Consider the following 18,648-nt stretch of genomic DNA (forward strand, 5'->3'; position numbering starts at 1 on the left):
GACTAGTCCGCCGCCAGGCTGTCCGGCGGCGCCAGGCGCGCCAGAATCCGTTCCGCATCCGCAATCTCGCGCGACAGCTCGGCGAAGCGGACCCGCCGCCGTACAGCCAGCGGACCCATCCGGCTGGCCTGCTGCCACACCGCCCCGAAGAAACGTTGCCCCAGCAGGCGCCGCAGCCGCGCGACGGGCAGGCCGAGGTCCTGCGCCAGGTCGGCGTCGCCTCGCCCGGCATCGACGCCCCCAATATCGCCGCCCCCACTGGCCCAGGCGGCGCGCAGCCGGGCCCGCAGCCGCAGCCGCCGGAACGCGTCCTCGGCCGGCTCGACCGCGTCATCGCTGAACTCGTCCTGGGCGACCATGCGGCGCCGGATCGTTTCGGCCATGCCGCCCGCCGCCCGCCCGATGGTCCGGCCCGATACCAGGACCTCGATGGTCGGGTCGTGGCGAATCCGGGCGTCGATCCGGTGCAGGGCGGCGATGAAACCACGATCCTCCCCGATCGGAATCGGGGGGATGCCGCCGGCCTGGCGCCACGACGCGGTGCGGACGGCGATGCTGGCGCCGGAGGCCTCGGTGTGGCGCGGCGGCAGATCGGCCGGGTCGGGGTCGATCAGCCATGCCATCATGTCCAGCAGCGCAATGAGCTGGCGCTCGCGCGCGTCGTCGGCGTGCAGATGGCACGGGATTCGGGCGGCGTCCTCCGCGCTCAGCACCGCGCGGCCGCAGACGGCATCGGCGCCGGCCGCCAGCGCGGCCAGGTTCCGTTCCACCCAGGTCGATGGCACCATCGCATCGGCGTCCGTCGTCATCAGGACGCCGCCAGCCCCGATCCGCCGCGCCGCATGATCCAACGCCAGCCGCCGCGCCGGGCCGGCGCCCGCCCGGCGTGGCGGCAGGTGGGCAACCACCACGTGACAGTCGTAGCGGAGATCCAGGCCGCGGATCAGCCGCTCGCTGCTGTCGGTGCAGTTGTTCAACAGCACGACCACGGTGTCCGGCGGCACGGTCTGGCGGTCCAGCGCGTTCAGGCAGGCGGCGATCCGCTCCTCCTCGTCACGGGCGGGGATCGCGACCGCGACCTTCGTGCGGAACGGCGGAACGGGACACGGATGACGCACGGCTGAACCCCGCTGGAGACAAGCCGTGCATCTGGCGACGGTGGAATTCGGATGAAATGCGGCTCACCCAGGTGTTAACGGCCGGAACGGTTACGGGTGCGTGACCTGCGTCTCGCGCCCCCGCCGCGCCCATATCCGCTTGCTCGCGACGAAATCCGGGCTATACGCGCCGCATGCCCCAGCACCTTGAAACCGATGTGGCCATCGTCGGCGCCGGTCCCACCGGCCTGTTCGCCGTGTTCGAGCTTGGGATGCTGAAACTGTCCAGCGTGCTGATCGATGCGCTGGCCGAGGTTGGCGGCCAGTGCACCGCGCTGTATCCGGAAAAGCCGATCTACGACATTCCGGCGCACCCGGCGATCGAGGCCGGCGCGCTGATCACGAGGCTGGAGGAGCAGATCGCTCCCTTCGCCACACCGCGTCTGCTCGGGCGGCAGGTGAACGGCCTGTCCGGCCAGGCGGGGGATTTCATGCTGACCACGGACCAGGACGACACGATCAAGGCGAAGGCCGTGGTGGTGGCCGCCGGCGCCGGGGCATTCGGGCCGAACCGGCCGCCCCTGGATGACCTGCCGGCGTACGAGGCCACGGGTGCGGTGCAATACTATGTCCGCCGGCGTGAGGATTTTCGCAACAAGCGCGTGGTGATCGCCGGCGGCGGCGATTCCGCGGTGGACTGGGCGCTGGCCCTGAAGGACATCGCCCGCGTATCCGTGGTGCACCGGCGGCCCAAATTCCGCGCGGCACCCGAAAGCGCGGCGCAGCTGGACGAAGCCGCTCGGCGCGGCGAGATCGAGATGGTGATCCCTTATCAGCTTCACGCCCTGCAGGGCTCGGACGGTGTCCTGTCCGCCGTGGTGGTGGCGACCTTGGACGGCGAAACAAGGGCGCTGCCCGCCGATTCTCTGCTGCCGTTCTTCGGTCTGTCGATGGACCTGGGACCGATCGCGGCCTGGGGGATGCAGCAGGCGATGCACCACGTGACCATCGACCCGGCGACCTGCCAGACCAGCATTCCAGGCATCTTCGCGATCGGCGACGTGGCGGCCTATCCCGGCAAGCTGAAACTGATCCTGCAGGGGTTCAGCGAAGCCGCCGTGGCCGCGCATGCGATCTTCCCGATCGTGCATCCCGGTGAGGCGCTGCACTTCGAATATTCCACCAGCAAGGGCGTGCCCGGCTGAGCCGGTTCTGCCCGGCTTTGACGCGGACCAGCCCGCCGTTTCGTTCCCGTCGCGCCGAAGAGGCTCGCGATGCGGCAGACGCCGCGCCGGCCGGCATGCGGCCGTCTTCCCTCATCCAAGGGCGCGATCGCGGCTTCCGGTTTTCAGCCTCCGGCAATCGCGCCCAGGGGTGATGGAGCCCAGGGGTGATGGAGCCCAGGGGAAATCCGAGCCCAGGGGAAATCCGAGCCCAGGGGAAATCCGAGCCCAGGGGAAATCCGAGCCCAGGGGAAATCGAGCCCAAGGGAAATCGAGCCCAAGGGAAATCGAGCCCAGGGGAAATCGAGCCCAGGGGAAATCGAACCCAGGGGAAATCGAGCCAAAGTCGTTGCGTTGCGACCAGGGTCATTACGCCCGCGTGCTCACATCCATGCCACCGTGTGGCGGTACAGATGCCAGGTTGCATGACCGAGCACCGGCATGACGACGATCAGCCCCAGCAGCAGCGGGATGGAACCGATCACCAGTCCCGCGGCCACGATCAGGCCCCAGGCCGCGATCGTCACCGGATTATAGATGGCGACGCGGACCGAGGTGCGGACGGCGACCTCGATCCCCGCATTGCGGTCCAGCAGCAGCGGGAATGACACGCAGCCGATCGCCAGGGCCACCACGGCAAACAGCAGCCCGACGCCGACACCGGCCACGATCAGCACATAGCCTGGCCCGGTGAGGAAAACGTCATGGACGAAGGCGGCGGCCGACTGGGGCGGCCGGGGACCCAGCGTCGCGTCATAGAAGCCTTGCGAGATCACCAGCCAGAACAGGAACATCGTCAGGAACACGGCACCCAGCAGCAGGATGCTGCCGATGGCCGGAGAGCGAAACACCGCGAAGGCGGTACCCAGGGTCACCGGCTCCCCCATCTCCCGCCGCCGGCTCATTTCGTTCAAGCCGACGGCGGCCAGCGGCCCGATCAGGGCGAAGCCGGATGCCAGCGGGAAGATCAGCGGCAGCATGCCATAGCCTGATGCGGCGCGGCCCAGCAACAGCCCGACCAGCGGGTAGATCAGGCACAGCAGCAGAATATCCGTGCGGGATGCGGCAAAATCCTCGAACCCGCGGCGCAGGGCGTCTTGCAGGTCCTTCAGGCCGATGCGCCGCACGACGGGGATGCCGGCTGGCGCCGCGCCCCGCCGCGCATCTGTCCTGGTCATGGAATGGTAGGCTTGGGCGAGCATCTCCGCCCCCCAGCCAGGTGGGGTTCTGATCATCCTGGGCCTCTCCCGTACTCGATCATGTTTGTCCGAGCATTATATCGGCGAGGGCCGGCCGCGAGGCCGTGGCCCGCGCCTGGGAGAGATTGGCGTTCAAGAGGCTGGCGGGAAGACCGGGACGGCGGGAAAAATCGGCCGCCGCCGCTTTTACGGGTTCGCGGCCTGGTCAAAGGCGGAGGGCCGGCGCAGCCGCGACCAGCCCGGCGGGTTGGCCCAGCAGATCTGGACCATGGACCTATCCGGGGGGGACCCGCCGGGCGGATCGGAGACAACCGTCTATGCCGCGGCGATGCGCAAGCGGTCGCCGGCTCGGGCACGGCCGATCAGCGGCAGCAGGGCGCCGAGGTCGGGCCCGGTTTCTTCACCGGTCAGGGCCAGGCGAAGCGGCAAGGCCACCCCCGCCTCGGCGCGGCCGGCGGCCTCACCCACATTGGCGACCCAGCGGGGCCAGATGGTGTCGTCCCAGGGTTCGGGCGGCAGCAGCGCCGCCGCGGCGGTCAGCAGCGCGTGCTCCCCCTCGATGACCGGCGGGACGATGGTGCCGGCGACCACGTCCCACCAGCCGCGCGCCTCCTTCAGCAGGTCCAGGCTGCCCCGCACGGCCAGCCAGAAGCGCTCCGTCGCCCCGGACGGCAGCCGGTCGGCGACCGCGGCGAAGTCCAAGCCACCCAGTGCGCGGCGGTTGGCGGCCAGCAGCCGGGCGGCATCGAACGGAGAGGCGGCGATGCGGGCCGGGTCCACCGATCGCGCCAGCATATCCAGTACGTGGGCGGTGTCCCGTGCGCCGGCATCCGGCGCGACACTGTCCCGTGCGACACTATCCGGCGCCGGCGCGACCTCGGTGCCGGTGATGCAGGCGAGCAGGGCGCAGGGTTCCACCCCATCGGCACGTAGCGCCCGCAGGGGCTGGATGCCGACGCGGTGACCGGGCCGCGTTCCCGCCGTTTCCGGCAGGGCCGGAATATGCGCGAAGCGCACGCCCGGCGGCCGCCCGGTCAGGATTTCGAACAACTCGATCTGGATCGCCGTGCTGGCGGCGTTGTCCTCACTGCGGATGATGTGGGTGATGCCGGTGTCGATATCGTCCACCACGCTGGCCAGCGCGGCGACCGGCATGCCGTCGGCGCGCACCAGCACCGGATCGGAGATCGCCGGCAGCTTCGCCTGGCGGTCGCCCAGGATCATGTCGCGCCAGCTCAGCACCCGGGACGACAGGCGCAACCGCCAGTACGGGCGCTTGCCGCCAGCCTCGGCGGCGGCCCGCTGGGCCGGCGTCAAAGACAGCATGGCGCGGTCATAGAGCGGCGGCTGCCCGCGCTTGCGGCGCTGCTCCTGCTTGGCCCGCAGCTCCTCATCGGATTCGAAGCAGGGATACAGCCTGCCCTGCTCTTTCAGCAGAGCGATCGCAGCCTCATACAACGGGGCGCGCTCCGACTGGCGGATGCAGCGGTCCCAGCCGATGCCCAGCCATTGCAGGTCCTGGATGATCTGTTCCGCCGCGGCCGGGGGACAGCGCGCCGGATTCAGGTCGTCGAGCCGCAGCAGCATTTCTCCGCCGTGGCGGCGGGCGAACAAGGCATTGGCCACGGCGATCCGGGCGGCGCCGACGAACAGGGGGCCGCCGGGTGTCGGCGCGAACCGGACGCGGATCAATCCGGATCCCCGTCCGACAGGTCCTCGCCTGACAGGTCGTCCAGCGGGCTGCCATCGCCGGGCATGTCATCGTCCAGGCGCGGATCCAGGGCCCGCCAATCGCGGTCCTCCGGCCCGGCCGGCCGATCCACGAAATCGCCCAGTTCCGTCGCGCTTTTCCAGCCTTCCTCGCCGGCATCGACGACCAGGGCGTCCTCGCCATAGGCGAACCAGGTTTCCAGCACATCCTTGGTCGACATGCCGGGCATCCGGCAATGCTCGATGGAGTCGCGGACATAGCGGCGGGCGAATTCGTTCGCCTGCATCAGCGTGGGAAAGCCGCCGACCTCCTCGGTGATGTTGTCCTGTGCGCCGCCGGACAGGTCCAGGATGCGGACGCGCCAGCCGCCTCGCGGGGCGAACAGGTCGCTCATACGCGGCGGCCCGGCAGGGGAAGGCGATGACGGCGGCTGGTGGAATGGAAAGCCATGGGGCCGAAGGTATGATCGCCGGGGCGCGAGTCAACCGCCCGGCAACCGGGACGCCGCGCCGTGGCGATCACGACGGGCAGCCACGACGGGCAGTCACGACGGGCCGGCCGCAACAGGCGGCGATATCAAGGGCCCGGTGACGGAACCACCAATGCGTCGTGGACTGGCCTGTGGTGCAGACCCAGCGCCTGGGCGACGGCGAGGCAGGTCACCTCGCCGTCCCGCACGTTGAGACCGGCCGCCAGATGCGGATCGTCCAGCATCGCCTGCCGCCAGCCCTTGTCGGCCAGCGCCAGGATGAAGGGAAGCGTCGCATTGGTCAGCGCCAGGGTGGAGGTGCGGGGGACCGCGCCCGGCATGTTGGTGACGCAGTAATGCACCACGCCATCCTCCACGAAGGTCGGCGCCGAGTGGGTTGTCGGCCGGCTGGTCTCGAAGCAGCCGCCCTGGTCGATGGCAATGTCCACCAACACGGAGCCGGGCCGCATCCGTCGCACCATCTCTCGCGTCACCAGTTTCGGCGCCGCCGCGCCGGGCACCAGCACGGCGCCGATCACCAGGTCGGCGGCCAGGACGGCGTGCTCGATGGCCTCGGTGGTGGCGAACAGCGTGGTCGCGCGCGGGCCGAATTGCAGGTCCAGCTCCTTCAGGCGGGGCAACGACCGGTCGATGATCGTCACGCTCGCCTCCAGCCCCACGGCCATGCGGGCGGCGTTGGTGCCGGCCACGCCGCCGCCCAGCACGACCACCTTCGCCGGCGGCACGCCAGGAACGCCGCCCAGCAGGATGCCACCGCCGCCCTGCTCGCGCTCCAGGCAGTGCGCGCCCACCTGCACCGCCATGCGGCCGGCCACCTCGCTCATCGGCGCCAGCAGCGGCAGTGCGCCGGCGCGGTCCGTCACCGTCTCATAGGCGATGCAGGTGGCGCCGCCGCGCATCAGGCCCTCGGTCTGGTGCCGGTCGGCGGCCAGGTGCAGATAGGTGAACAACACCTGCCCCGGCCGCAGCCGCGCGATCTCGGCCGGCTGCGGTTCCTTCACCTTCACGATCATGTCGGCCTCGGCGAATACCTCGCCGGCACCCGCCGCGATGCCGGCGCCGGCCGCGCGATAGGCATCGTCAGCCCAGCCGCTGCCGGTCCCGGCGCCGGTCTCCACCAGCACCTGGTGCCCGTGCCGCGCCAGTTCGCGCGCGCCGGCCGGTGTCAGCCCGACCCGGTATTCGTGCGTCTTGATCTCCTTCGGCACACCAACCCGCATCGGTTCCTCCTGATCCCGCCGGTAGGGCAGATCGTCATCGCGTCGCTCCGCCGCAAGATCGATGGCCTTCCCGGTGGCGGGATCAGGGAGGACGGAGGGGTGTTCGACAAGGCGGCCGATCGCGGCCAGCATGGATGCGCGGAGGACCCTGGAAATGACCGACATCGCCACCCTGAAAGCCGAGATCACGCTGTGCATGTTCGACCAGTACGGCACGGTGGTGGACATGCAGGGCGGGTTGCGCGCGGTGGCGGCGCCGTTCCTGAAGGCGAAGGGTTCCACCATCGATCCGAACGCGTTCGTCACCTGGTGGCGGCGCACGCATTTCGAGAACTCGATGATCGACGCGCTGCTGGATCATCCGCACACGCCGTACCGGGAGATCGGGCACCTGTCGGTCCGACAGGTGATGGACCGGGCGGGCATACGCCACACCGAGGATGAGGTGCGTGCCCTGGTGGCGGCGATCGAGCGCCTGACCTGCTTCCCCGAGGTGCCGGCCGCCCTGGCCCGGCTGCACACGCGCTACAAGCTGGCGGTGCTGTCCAACGGCGACCCCGACATGCTGGAGGCGGCGAAGAAATACCATGGCATTCCGTTCGATGCGGTGATCTCGGTCGACGAGGCGAACGCGTTCAAGCCGCACCGTGCCACCTATCTGATGGCGGCCCGCAGGATGGATACCCCGCCGCACCGGATTCTGTTCGTCGCCAACCATGAGTTCGACTGTGTCGGCGCCAAGGCGGCCGGACTGCGCACCGCTTTCGTCGACCGCCGCCGCCGGCCCTTCGCGCGGTGGCCGCACCAGCCCGATCTGATCGTGAAGGATATGACAGAACTCGCCGAACTGATGGCGTAACGGCGTCGCACGGGTTATGTCGACCGCACCGACAGATAAGGACCGATCCAGCATGACGAAGACCACGCGCCGCACCGCCACCCGTCTCGCCCTGGCCGCTCCGGCATTGCTGGCTCTGCCGCGTGGGCTGCGCGCGGCCGACGCGGCGGTGAAGATCGGTGCCCCGTATCCGCTGACCGGCGTCGCCGCCTCGGCCGGCATGGCTGTCAAGGCCGCGCTGGAAACCGCCGAGGACATCATCAACAACGCCCACCCGGATCTGCCGCACCTGCCGCTGGGGCCGACCGCCGGCCTGCCGGGCCTGGGCGGCCGCAAGGTGCAGGTGATCTTCGCCGACCACCAGGGCAATCCGGCGATCGCGCAGAGCGAGGCGCTGCGCCTGATCACGCAGGAAAAGGTCGCGGCCCTGGTCGGCTGCTACCAGTCGAGCTGCACGCTGACCGCCAGCGCGATCGCCGAGCGGTATGGCATTCCGTTCATGGCGAGCGAATCATCCGCCCCCAGCCTGACGGAGCGCGGCTTCAAATGGTTCTTCCGTCCCACCCCGATCGGCACCGATTTCGGCGCCGCCTATGCGCAGTTCCTGGCGGATACCAAGGCGGGCGGGCGCAAGGTCGCCAAGATCGCCATGGTGAATGAGAACACCGAGTACGGCACCTCCACCGGTGACGCCATCATCAAGGCGCTGAAGGACAAGGGGCTGAACATCGACGCGCGGATCGCCTACAACGCCAATTCCAGCGACGTCAGCGCGCAGGTGCTGCAGCTCAAGAGCCTCGATCCGGATGCCGTGATCTTCGTCAGTTACACATCCGACTCGATCCTGTTTGCCAAGACGATGCGCACATTGAACTGGAAGCCGCCGATCCTGATCGGTGACGACAGCGGCTTTTCCGATACCGCCTTCATCAGGACGGTCGGCGACGCGATGCAGGGGGTGATCAACCGTAGCTCCTACGACATCGGAAAGCCCGGTTCATCCTCCTATGTCGTCAATGAGCTGTACCAGAAGCATGCCGGCCACGTGCTGGACGACACCTCGGCGCGCGCCATGCAGGGCTTCCTGGCGCTGATGGACGCGATCGACCGCGCGGGCTCGACCGAGCCGGCGAGGATTCAGGAAGCGCTGCGGACGCAGGATCTGAAGCCGGAGCAGCTGATGATCGGCTATAACGGCATCAAGTACAACGCGCAGGGACAGAATATCCTGGCGGCGACGTTGCTGGTGCAGCTGGACGGGGCGAACTACGTCGCCGTCTGGCCCGAGAAGGCGGCGATGCACCCGCCGGCGCTGCCGTTCAAGGGCTGGAGCTGATGGACACCGACCTGTTCGAGATCGTCCGTACCACGCGATCGATGCGCCGGCTGAAGCCGGACGCGGTGCCGGCCGGCCTGATCCGGCGCATCCTGGAAGCCGGGACCTGCGCCCCCAGCGGCGGCAACATGCAGTCCTGGCGCTTCATGGTGATCACCGATCCGACGGTGAAGGCGCGGGTGGCGGAATGGTACCGCAAGGGCTGGCATGAGATCGTCGGCCCCCGCTATCGCGCCGGCGCGCCGCCCGCCGGCTCCTCACGGGACCGCTTCGACCGCATGCTGGCCGCCGCGGAGCATCTGGCCGATCACCTGCACGAGGCGCCGGTCTGGATCGTCCCCTGCCTGGTCGGCGGTACCCACACGCGCAGCTCGGGGGCGTCGATCTATCCGGCGGTGCAGAACATGCTGCTGGCAGCGCGTGCCCTGGGATTGGGTGCGACGCTCACAACTCTTTACCTTTTGTTTGAAAAGGACGCCGAAGCGGCTCTTGGCTTGCCGCCCGACGTCCACAGCTATGCGATCATTCCGATCGGCTACCCGCTCGGCAAGTTCGGCCCTGTCGCCCGCGTTCCCCTGGATGACGTCGTCTATGGCAATGTGTGGGGTGAGCGGTGGGCGCAGACCTGACACCGATCCGCCGGGCGTTCAGGGCGGCCGTGGCTTAGGACCTGGCCCGCGCCAGGGTCTGGCCCGTGCCGGTTTTCCGGCATCCTCGGCGGTCCGCGGCGCGGGTGCGCAAGGCCGGAGGATTCGCCGGTGGCGCGCGGATGATCGCCGGGCATCGGAGGAGGGAACCAATGGCTGTCACGATCCGGGTCAACGGGGTTGCACACAGCGTCGATGTCGCGCCGGAAATGCCGCTGCTCTGGGTGCTGCGCGATGAGCTCGACCTGACCGGGAGCAAGTACGGGTGCGGCGCGGCGCTATGCGGGGCCTGCACGGTGCATCTGGACGGCGCGCCGGTGCGGGCCTGCGTCACGCCGGTCTCGGCGGTCGGCGATGCCGCGGTCACCACGATCGAGGGCATGGCGGACCAGGCGGTCGGCCGCCGGCTGCAGGCGGCGTGGCAGGCGCTGGATGTTCCCCAATGCGGCTACTGTCAGGCCGGGCAGATCATGTCGGCGGCGGCCCTGCTGGCGCGAACGCCGCATCCCACGGATGCCGAGATCGATGAGGCGATGTCGGGCAATATCTGTCGCTGCGCGACCTATCTGCGCATCCGCCAGGTGATCCGACACGTGGCGGAGGCATAGTCATGGCGGCACTCCGGTCTTCCCGGCGGTTCTTCCTGCAGGCGGCCATGGCCGCGGGAGGCGGCCTGCTGCTGCGCGCCAGCCTGCCGGGCGGCGCCGCGGCGGCTGTTGCCAATGGCAATCGCAATGGCAGCGGCGGTGACGGCGTGCTGAACGCCTATATCCGCATCGCGCCCGACAATACCATTACGATCCAATCAAAGAACCCCGAGATCGGCCAGGGCATCAAGACGGCGCTGCCGATGCTGATCGCCGAGGAACTGGACGCGGACTGGTCGCAGGTACGGATCGAGCAGGCGCCGCTGGATGAGGCGGTGTTCGGCCGCCAGTTCGCCGGCGGCAGCATGGCGACGCCGCTGAACTATGAGATGCTGCGGCGGGTCGGCGCGGCCGGCCGCCATATGTTGCTGGCAGCGGCCTCCGCCGCCTGGAACGTGCCGGTGACGGAATGCGGCACCGATCGCGGCGTCGTGCGCCACGCCGGCAGCGGCCGTTCTATGACCTATGGCGCGCTGGCCGACCGGGCCGCATCCGTCGCGGTGCCGGATCTTCATGCCTTGCCGCTGAAGGATCCGAAGACGTTCCGGATCATCGGCCAGCCGATCCCGGGCGTCGACAACGCCAGGATCGTGACCGGGCAAAAATTATTCGGCATCGATACGAAATTGCCCGGCATGCTGTGCGCGGTGTTCGAGAAGTGTCCGGTCTTCGGCGGCAGGCTGGTCAGCGCCAATATCGAGGAGGTCAAGGCTCTGCCGGGGGTCCACGATGCCTTCATCGTGCGCGGCAAGCCGACCGGCGATTTTCAGCGCTTGCAGGACGGTGTCGCCATCCTGGCGAGGAACTGGTGGACCGCCAACGACGCGCGGCGGACCTTGCGGATCGTCTGGGATGAAGGACCGGTCGCGGCACAGGGCTCCGACGGGTTCGCCAGCCGGGCCCGGCAACTCGCCGAAAGCGAACCTGTGCACACGGTGCGCAAGGATGGCGACGTCACCGCCGCGCTGGCCAAGGCCGAGACGCGCGTCGAGGCCGCGTACAGCTACCCGTTCCTGTCGCATATCCCGCTGGAACCGCAGAACTGCACCGCGCATGTCCAGGACGGCAAGGTCGTGCTGTGGGCGCCGACGCAGAATCCCGGGCCCGGGCGGCGGCTGGTGGCAGCGACGCTGGGCGTGCCGGAACGCGACGTGATCGTCCACATGACCCGCATCGGCGGCGGATTCGGCCGACGGCTGCGCAACGACTTCATGCCGGAAGCGGCATGGATCGCCCGCCAGGCCGGCGTGCCGGTGAAGCTGCTATGGACCCGGCAGGACGACATGCGGCACGACTTCTACCGCCCGGCCGGATTTCATTTCTTCAAGGCCGGCCTGGATGGCCAGGGACGGTTGGTCGCGTTCAGCGACCATTTCGTCACCTTTGGCCAGGACGGCCAGGTGGCCGATTCCGCAAACCTGGAAGCCAGCGAGTTTCCGGCCCAGCTGGTGCCGAACCTCGAATACGGCCTGTCGCTGATGGAGCTCGGCGTCCCGACCGGCCCGTTGCGGGCACCGCGGTCGAACGGACTTGGCTTCGTGTTCCAGTCCTTCATCGATGAGCTGGCAGTCGCCGCGAAGCAGGACCCGCTGGCCTTCCGCCTGGCGCTGCTGGGGGAGCGCCGTGTCCTGGGCAACAGCCCCGACCCGATGCGCAATGTCGACACCGGCCGCATGCGGGATGTGCTGCTGAAAGTGGCGGAGCTCTCCGGCTGGTCGGACCGGCACGCGCTGCCGAAACGGACCGGCAAGGGGATCGCCTTCTATTTCAGCCACATGGGCTATTTCGCCGAGGTCGTTCAGGCCAGCGTCACGGCGACGGGGGAGATCAGGGCGGATCATGTCTGGGTCGTCGGCGATGTCGGCCGCCAGATCATCAACCCCAGCGGCGCCGTCAGCCAGGTGCAAGGCGCGGTGCTCGACGGGATCGGCGCGGCGCTCGGCCAGGCGATCACCCTGGAGCGCGGCCGCGTCGTCCAGGCGAATTTCGACACCGTGCGGCCGTTGCGGATGCACCAGGCGCCACCGGTGGAGGTGCATTTCCTGACCACCGATCACCCGCCGACCGGCCTGGGCGAGCCGGCCCTGCCACCGGTCATTCCGGCGCTGTGCAACGCGCTGTACGCGGCGACCGGCAAGCGTGTCCGATCGCTGCCGATCGACACCGGTCAGCTGCGCGCCTAGTCTGGCGCATCGCTGAAGCGCGATCCACGGCTACAGGCTGTGGGGCTCCAGGCTGGCGGTTTTCCGGGTCATGCGGCGGGCGGCGCCCGTTGCGCCTCCCGCTTGTCCCCGCTTCGGCAGGTGCCGTGACCGGTCGCGACACCCCACTCTACGGGAGGAGGCATCGTCCATGCCCAGCAACGCCTTGCGCGACATCTTGCCGCATGCCGGCCTGCCCGCCGACCGCGCGGCCGGCGTCGCCTTCACCGGCGGCACCGATCCCATCCTGCCCACGCCGTTCCGCATCGGTGCGGCCGGCGCGGCAACCCTGGCCGCCACCGGCCTGGCGGCCGCCGATCTGTGGGAGACGCGCACCGGCCGGCGCCAGGACGTCGCGGTGGACGTGCGCCAGGCCACCGCCTCACTGCGCAGCGGCCAGTACATGCGGCTGGGCGATGGCCAGGTCTCGCACGCCCGCAACGCCATCATGGGTGTCTATCCCGCCAAGGGCGGCCGGTGGAGCTACATCCACGCCAATTTCCCCAACCACCGCGCCGCCGCGCTGAAGGTGCTGGGCGTGCCGGAGGACCGGACCGAGGTCGCCCGCGCCGTCGCGACCTGGGATGCGCGCGACCTGGAGGAAGCGATCATCGCCGCCAACGGAGCCGGCGGCATGGTGCGCTCGATGGCGGAATGGCGTGATCACCCGCAGGCCGCCGCGATCGCCGATCTGCCGCTGATGGAGATCATCCGTATCGGCGACAGCCCGGCCGAGCCGCTGCCGGAGGGGGATCGGCCGCTGTCCGGCATCCGGGTGCTGGACCTGACCCGCGTGCTGGCAGGGCCGACCGGCGCCCGCACCCTGGCGGAGCACGGCGCCGAGGTGATGAAGATCACCGCCGCACATCTGCCGAACCTGGGCTATCAGGAATGGGACACCGGCCACGGCAAGCTGTCGGCTCGGCTGGATCTGCGTGAGCCCGCGCAGCTGGAGACGCTGAAGGGCCTGGTCCGCCAGTCCGACGTGTTCTCTCAAGGCTATCGCCCCGGCACGCTGGACGATCGCGGCCTGTCCCCCGAGGCTCTGGCGGCATTGCGTCCCGGCCTGGTGTACGTATCGCTGTGCGCCTTTGGGCACACCGGTCCCTGGGCGTCGCGCCGCGGCTTCGACACCGTGGTGCAGACCGTCAGCGGCATAACCTTGCGGCAGGCCGAGCTGGTACCCGGCCCGACGCCGGGACCGCAGTTCTACCCGGTCTCCGCCATCGACTATTGCACCGGCTACCTGATGGCATTCGGCGCCATAGTCGCGCTGAACCGCCGCGCGCGGGAGGGTGGAAGCTGGCTGGTCCGCATCTCCCTGGCGCAGGTCGGCAAGTGGATCGTCGATCTGGGCGAGGTACCGGCAGCCGCGCTGAAGGATGTGCCGGCGGAATTCATGCCGGAGGAGCTGGCCCGCTGGTCGATGGTCAGCGAAACGCCATCCGGCCCGCTGCGCCATCTCGCGCCGGTCGTGAAGCTCTCGGAAACCCCACCCTTCTGGGCGCGGCCCTCCGTGCCGCTGGGCTATCACCAGCCGGTCTGGCCGGGGTGATAGCGGGCAGCGTCGCGTCGCTTCCGACCGGTCCGCCACTCTCTCCGGTCGTGCCGGGCGCCTGGCCCGCGATCGCGATGAGAGGTGGGGCGAAACAGGGGCAGGCAGTGAACGCCAACCCGGCGGCCCCGACAGGCGGCGACCCGGCGGCCCGGACGCTACCCGGCTTTCGCTTTCTCCGGCAGGTCCATCCAGTCGGGAATCCGCGGTGTCAGCCGCGCGCCGCCGCACTCCAGCGGCCCGTCCAGGCTGTCCAGCCGCAGCACCGCGAGGCCCTGCCGGTCCTGGCCGGAACGCATTGTTCCCACCTCGGTCCCGTTGCGCAGCACGGGCGTGCCCGGGTCTGGCAGCACGCCGTCCACCGATACGGGCACCAGCCGGCGCTTCAGCAGGCCGCGATAGCGGGTGCGCGCGGTCAGTTCCTGGCCCATGTAGCAGCCCTTGGTCCAGGAAATCCCGTTCAGCTCATCGAACCCGGCCTCCAGCAGCACCGTCTTGTCGCTTTCCAGGTCACGTGAGCCGTCCGGTACGCCCCGTGTCAGCCGGTAGCGATGCCAGTCCGTTTCGGTGGCGGTGGCCGGCAGCACGGCGGTCGCCAGCACCCGCCAGGCGAACCCGGCAAGGCGCGGATCCGGCACGACGATGCCGGCGTCGGCATGCGGCGTGCCATCCCAGGCGACATGGACCCGCATCGCGTCCTCGGCGCCCAGCACCACCTTCATCCGCAGGCGATAGCGCGACAGGCGCGGCAGCAGCATCGGAACCTGCGCACGCTCGCAATCCAGCAGCAGCGTATCGCCGTCGGCGACCACGAAAAAATCCGCCAGCCACTTGCCCTGTGGTGTCAGGAAGGCCGCCCAGACCGCATGGCCGGGGGCGACGGCGGTGACATCGTTGGACACCAGGCCCTGCAGGAATGCCACGCGGTCTTCGCCGGTGACGCGGATCACGCCCCTGTCGGGCAAATAAGCAAGCTTCGTCATGCAGCACAGGTAGCGACGACACCGCCGGCCGCAAGCCGGTCAGGCGACGCTGCGGGCCGGTTCGCGCGTGAGCAGGGCATCCAGGACACGCCGCCGCTCCCCGGCCCGGGCGCGCAGGCTGGCGCCGGCCAGAAAGCCGGGGCGCGCGGCGGCCGCATGGGCGCGCCACTGGTCGGGATCGCGCAGCAGCCAGGACAGCGCGTCCAGCCACGCGACGGGATCATTCGGAACCAGCCGGCCCGCCACGCCGTCCGCCAGCGACCCGCGATAGGCCGGCACGTCGGACGCCAGCACCGCCAGGCCGAGCGCGGCATAATCCATCGCCTTGATCGGCGATTTGCAGCGGTTGAAACGGGTGTCCGCCAGCGGCGCCAGCCCGACATGCCAGGCCGGCGAGACCGCATGGAGCCAGTGCACGAAGGCCGGATAGGACTGGGTGGCGTGGAACGGCGGCACGGCCCGCCGCAGGCCGCCCGACAAGTGCCATTCCGGGGTCATGCCCAGCACGTCGATCGTCACCTGGTCCGGATACTCCGCCAGCAGCCGTTCCAGTGCCGGCCGGATCACCGCCAGGTCCTCGGCATGCGTCATGCTGCCCATGCACAGGATGCGCAGCGGGTGCGGCTGGAAGCGCGTCGGGATCGGGTCATAGGCCCACAGGCGCTCATCCAACGCATTGGCGAGGACCGCCGCGTCCGGCCGGAGCTCGGCGACGCGCTCGCGAAGCCCGTCGCAGGAGACCCACACTGTGTCGGCCGCCGTCAGCAGATGCCGCACCAGGCGCGCCTTGGGACGCAGCTCCGCCGCGTCGGGGTGGGAGGGCGGGATGTTCAGCAGGTCATCATCCAGGTCGTAGACGAGCGGGGCCCGGTTCGCGCGCACCGTGCGGATCAGGGCATCGGCGGCGGCACGGTCCGGCAGGGCGTGGCGCTGGGTGATGAACAGGTCGGCACGCCGGGTCAGCACGCTTTCGGCATCGTCCACCACCAGGCTGACACCGCCGGCGATGTCGGGATGGGTCAGCGGCTGCAACAGGCGGATGAAGGCGCAGGGCGACAAATGGCCCGAGGCGAAGCGTTCCGGCACGACGGACACCACCGGGCGGCTGCCCCGCTTGATCGCCGGCGCCGCCAGATAGGCCTGTCCGTAGAAATCCGCGACCGGCTGGCGCGGCACCCGCGGCAGCCGCGCCGGCGGTGCCTTCAGCGTGTCGCGAATGGTGCGGAACGTGTCGAGCCACGTCTCGACCTGGCTGGTGGGATCGACCAGCCAGGTCAGCGGCCGGCCGCGCAGCCGTTCCGGGAACGCGCCGATCCGGGTGGCGAGGATCGGCAGTTCGGCCTCGATCGCGGCGGACAGCGTGAAGCTGTAGCTCTCCGGCGCGGTGGAGGGCAGCCAGATCACATGCGGTTTCACCCGGCGGATCAATGCCTGCAGCTCGCTGTCCCGATAGGCTCCGGTGGTGGTGATCAACGCCGCGGCTTCGCGCGGGACCGCATCCTCCACGGCGCCGATGCAATGCACGTCCAGCAGGCCGCGCGGCGCGGCCTCGATCACCGAGGCGACGATGCGGGCGCCCTTGTGGTTGGCCAGCGTCCCCAGCAGCACGACCCGCAGCGGGCCGCGGCCGTGTTTCGGCGCCGTCACGGACCAGGCGGAGCGCGGCACCGGCTCATGCGGCACGACGATCGCCCGATCGCCGATCCCGTATCGGTCCAGCCTGTCCTTCATGTCCTGGCTGGGGCAGATCACGCGCTCCGCCTCGGCGAACTGCCAGGCATAGCGCAGCCGCCACGACAGGATGTCGCGTGCCAGGTCGGCCGAGGGGCTGGCGGCGATGCAGGCATTGCAGGCCGCGAGGCCGGGTTCGCCGCAATGGAAGCTGGTGGCCTGGGGCAGCATGTTGAGCTGTGCGCAGACCACGTAGGTGTCATGGATGGTGGCGTCGAACGGCACGCCCAGCCGGCGGATCATCGTCCTGGTGTCGAAATCGAACCATAGCAGGTGGTGGACATGCACCCGGCTGACCGATGCGGCGCGCAGCATCGCCACGGCCTCGTCGACCTGATCCGGGGCGAAGGACAGGACATGGCCGCCGGCACCATCGGGCAGCGCGATCCGCATGTCGGTCACCGCTCGGCGCCCGATCTCGGTTACCCAGCCTTCCAGCAGCAGGACATGCGCCTTGTCGCGGATCCTCTCGGCGATCATGTCGATCTGGCGCCGCACGCCGCCGCCCATGAAATGCGTGACCATGGCGATGACCGGCTTGCCGCTTTGTGCCAGCAGCGACGCGATCACCGCGAAGCGCGCCGGCCCGGCACGGTCCCACCGCCGGTGGCTGGCCAACCGGGCCGCGCTGTCCGGGTACAGCATCTGCAGCTGATCCAGGCCTCGCGGTTCCTGCCGGCCCTGGCCCGGTTCCCCGCACGCGACGAACATGTCGCAGGCGAGCCGGTTCTGCCAGCCATCCCGTGCCGCGCGCAGACAGAATTCGCTGTCCCAGTCGTCGGGATCGATGCCGGACTGCCCAAGCGGGCCGAGCGCGCGCAGGGCATCGTGGCGGATGTAGACACACATGCGGTTGGTGATCGGCACGATGGCGGATCGTCCGCGGTTCAGCGTGGCGCACAGCGTATCGATCTCCCCGGCGGAACGTCCCAGGGGCAGCGGGCCGCCGGCGCGCGTGGGAAAACCGGTCCAGGTCGCGGTGTCGGAAAACGGGGAGACGGTGGCGATCTGGCGGTCGGCATGGGCCTGCGCGGCCAGGCGGCGCAGCCAGCCCGGGGGCGGCCGCATGCGGGGGTCCAGCAGCACGATGTCACGGCTCCCCGCGAGCTCGATGGCGCGGTTGATCAGCGGCGAGGCACCATTGCCGCGCGGCGTCCGCAGCAGCACCAGGTCGCGGCGCCCTTGCTCTGTCTGCAACCAGCGCAGCGTGTCCGGCGGCAGCGGACGGTCGGAGGCGACGATGATGCGCCCGCGCAGGGGCGGGTCCTCGGCGCGGGCGGCGGCGATGCACCGGCGCAACGCCGGCAGGTCGGTTCCGACCGGGATGATGATGTCGACCACCGGCCGCGCCGGCACCGGCAGCGCCGCCTGGGTGGATGGCCGCCAGTCCGCTTCGGCCAGCCGCCATTCGGTGGCGTGGCCGCGCGCCAGGCCGGTGCGGATATGGAACAGAAGCGGATTCGCCACCGCCTGCGGATGGGTTTCAACATAGAACGCGGCATCGAAACGCGGATGCGGGCTGCGCAGCTCGGCGGCCCCGAAATCGGCGTAGTGGGCCAGCGGCACCGCGCCGCTATCCGCCACGTCGGGATGGCAGTCGTTATACCAGGCGCTGTCGAACCAGGGGTTGGGGTCGCGGCGGGCGTCCAGGCCGACCCGCAGGAAATGGGCGCGCGCCGCCGCACGGGATGCCGGCACGTCCGGATAGGTCTCGGCATACCAGGCGGCGTCGATCAGGTCTCGGATCATCGGCAGTGGATCGTCGGCCAT

14 protein-coding genes are annotated in these 18,648 nt (G+C 69.8%); 7 read left to right on the forward strand and 7 right to left on the reverse strand.

Annotation, left to right across the window (positions count from 1 at the left end; genetic code table 11):
* Positions 1 to 2: 2 nt before the first annotated feature.
* Positions 3 to 1,118 carry a glycosyltransferase gene (locus VHC04_RS19750; RefSeq protein ID WP_325684449.1) on the reverse strand — a complete coding sequence of 372 codons (1,116 nt, stop codon included), beginning with the start codon at positions 1,116 to 1,118 and terminating at the stop codon, positions 3 to 5.
* Positions 1,119 to 1,291: 173 nt separating this feature from the next.
* Between VHC04_RS19750 and VHC04_RS19755 the strand changes: the two genes are divergently transcribed.
* Complete coding sequence (locus tag VHC04_RS19755; protein WP_325684450.1) at positions 1,292 to 2,302, forward strand: NAD(P)/FAD-dependent oxidoreductase; 1,011 nt, start codon at positions 1,292 to 1,294, stop codon at positions 2,300 to 2,302.
* A gap of 401 nt (positions 2,303 to 2,703) precedes the next feature.
* Here the strand turns inward: VHC04_RS19755 and VHC04_RS19760 are convergent, their stop codons facing one another.
* The 4 genes from VHC04_RS19760 to ald all read right to left on the reverse strand — a co-directional run bounded on the left by VHC04_RS19760 (position 2,704) and on the right by ald (position 6,940).
* Entirely contained in the window at positions 2,704 to 3,555 is an 852-nt protein-coding gene (locus tag VHC04_RS19760; RefSeq protein ID WP_325684451.1) for a DUF2189 domain-containing protein, read from the reverse strand.
* Between the two features lie 279 nt (positions 3,556 to 3,834).
* Positions 3,835 to 5,208 (reverse strand): glutamate--tRNA ligase, encoded by a 1,374-nt coding sequence (locus VHC04_RS19765; RefSeq protein ID WP_325684624.1) that lies wholly within the window; start codon positions 5,206 to 5,208, stop codon positions 3,835 to 3,837.
* Complete coding sequence (locus VHC04_RS19770) at positions 5,208 to 5,624, reverse strand: hypothetical protein (protein ID WP_325684452.1); 417 nt, start codon at positions 5,622 to 5,624, stop codon at positions 5,208 to 5,210. The genes VHC04_RS19765 and VHC04_RS19770 overlap by 1 nt, the downstream gene beginning before the upstream one ends.
* 182 nt (positions 5,625 to 5,806) lie before the next feature.
* Positions 5,807 to 6,940: an alanine dehydrogenase gene (ald, locus tag VHC04_RS19775; protein WP_325684625.1), complete on the reverse strand. Its 1,134-nt coding sequence runs from the start codon at positions 6,938 to 6,940 to the stop codon at positions 5,807 to 5,809.
* 154 nt (positions 6,941 to 7,094) lie between these two features.
* On the opposite strand from ald, the gene VHC04_RS19780 reads away from it, so the two are divergent.
* The 6 genes from VHC04_RS19780 (at position 7,095) to VHC04_RS19805 (ending at position 14,164) form a co-directional block, all read left to right on the forward strand.
* Positions 7,095 to 7,799, forward strand: a complete 705-nt coding sequence (locus VHC04_RS19780) for a haloacid dehalogenase type II (RefSeq protein WP_325684453.1) — start codon at positions 7,095 to 7,097, stop codon at positions 7,797 to 7,799.
* A 52-nt stretch (positions 7,800 to 7,851) separates the two neighbouring features.
* Positions 7,852 to 9,114: an ABC transporter substrate-binding protein gene (locus tag VHC04_RS19785; protein WP_325684454.1), complete on the forward strand. Its 1,263-nt coding sequence runs from the start codon at positions 7,852 to 7,854 to the stop codon at positions 9,112 to 9,114.
* Positions 9,114 to 9,743, forward strand: coding sequence for a nitroreductase family protein (locus VHC04_RS19790; RefSeq protein WP_325684455.1), 630 nt, complete (start codon positions 9,114 to 9,116; stop codon positions 9,741 to 9,743). The genes VHC04_RS19785 and VHC04_RS19790 overlap by 1 nt, the downstream gene beginning before the upstream one ends.
* Before the next feature lie 170 nt (positions 9,744 to 9,913).
* Positions 9,914 to 10,369, forward strand: coding sequence for a (2Fe-2S)-binding protein (locus VHC04_RS19795; RefSeq protein ID WP_325684456.1), 456 nt, complete (start codon positions 9,914 to 9,916; stop codon positions 10,367 to 10,369).
* A gap of 2 nt (positions 10,370 to 10,371) precedes the next feature.
* A complete protein-coding gene (locus VHC04_RS19800; protein ID WP_325684457.1) occupies positions 10,372 to 12,591 on the forward strand; it encodes a xanthine dehydrogenase family protein molybdopterin-binding subunit in 2,220 nt (739 codons plus the stop codon).
* A gap of 169 nt (positions 12,592 to 12,760) precedes the next feature.
* The gene (locus VHC04_RS19805) at positions 12,761 to 14,164 is read left to right on the forward strand and encodes a CoA transferase (protein WP_325684458.1); all 1,404 of its coding nucleotides are present in this window, start codon (positions 12,761 to 12,763) and stop codon (positions 14,162 to 14,164) included.
* Positions 14,165 to 14,322: 158 nt separating this feature from the next.
* On the opposite strand, the gene VHC04_RS19810 is transcribed toward VHC04_RS19805, so the two are convergent.
* Together VHC04_RS19810 and VHC04_RS19815 are read right to left on the reverse strand one after the other, a co-directional pair.
* Positions 14,323 to 15,147: a YgfZ/GcvT domain-containing protein gene (locus VHC04_RS19810; RefSeq protein WP_325684459.1), complete on the reverse strand. Its 825-nt coding sequence runs from the start codon at positions 15,145 to 15,147 to the stop codon at positions 14,323 to 14,325.
* Positions 15,148 to 15,186: 39 nt separating this feature from the next.
* Complete coding sequence (locus VHC04_RS19815) at positions 15,187 to 18,648, reverse strand: glycosyltransferase (RefSeq protein ID WP_325684460.1); 3,462 nt, start codon at positions 18,646 to 18,648, stop codon at positions 15,187 to 15,189.

It is taken from the genome of Rhodopila sp., assembly GCF_035548095.1.
Lineage (GTDB): Bacteria > Pseudomonadota > Alphaproteobacteria > Acetobacterales > Acetobacteraceae > Rhodopila.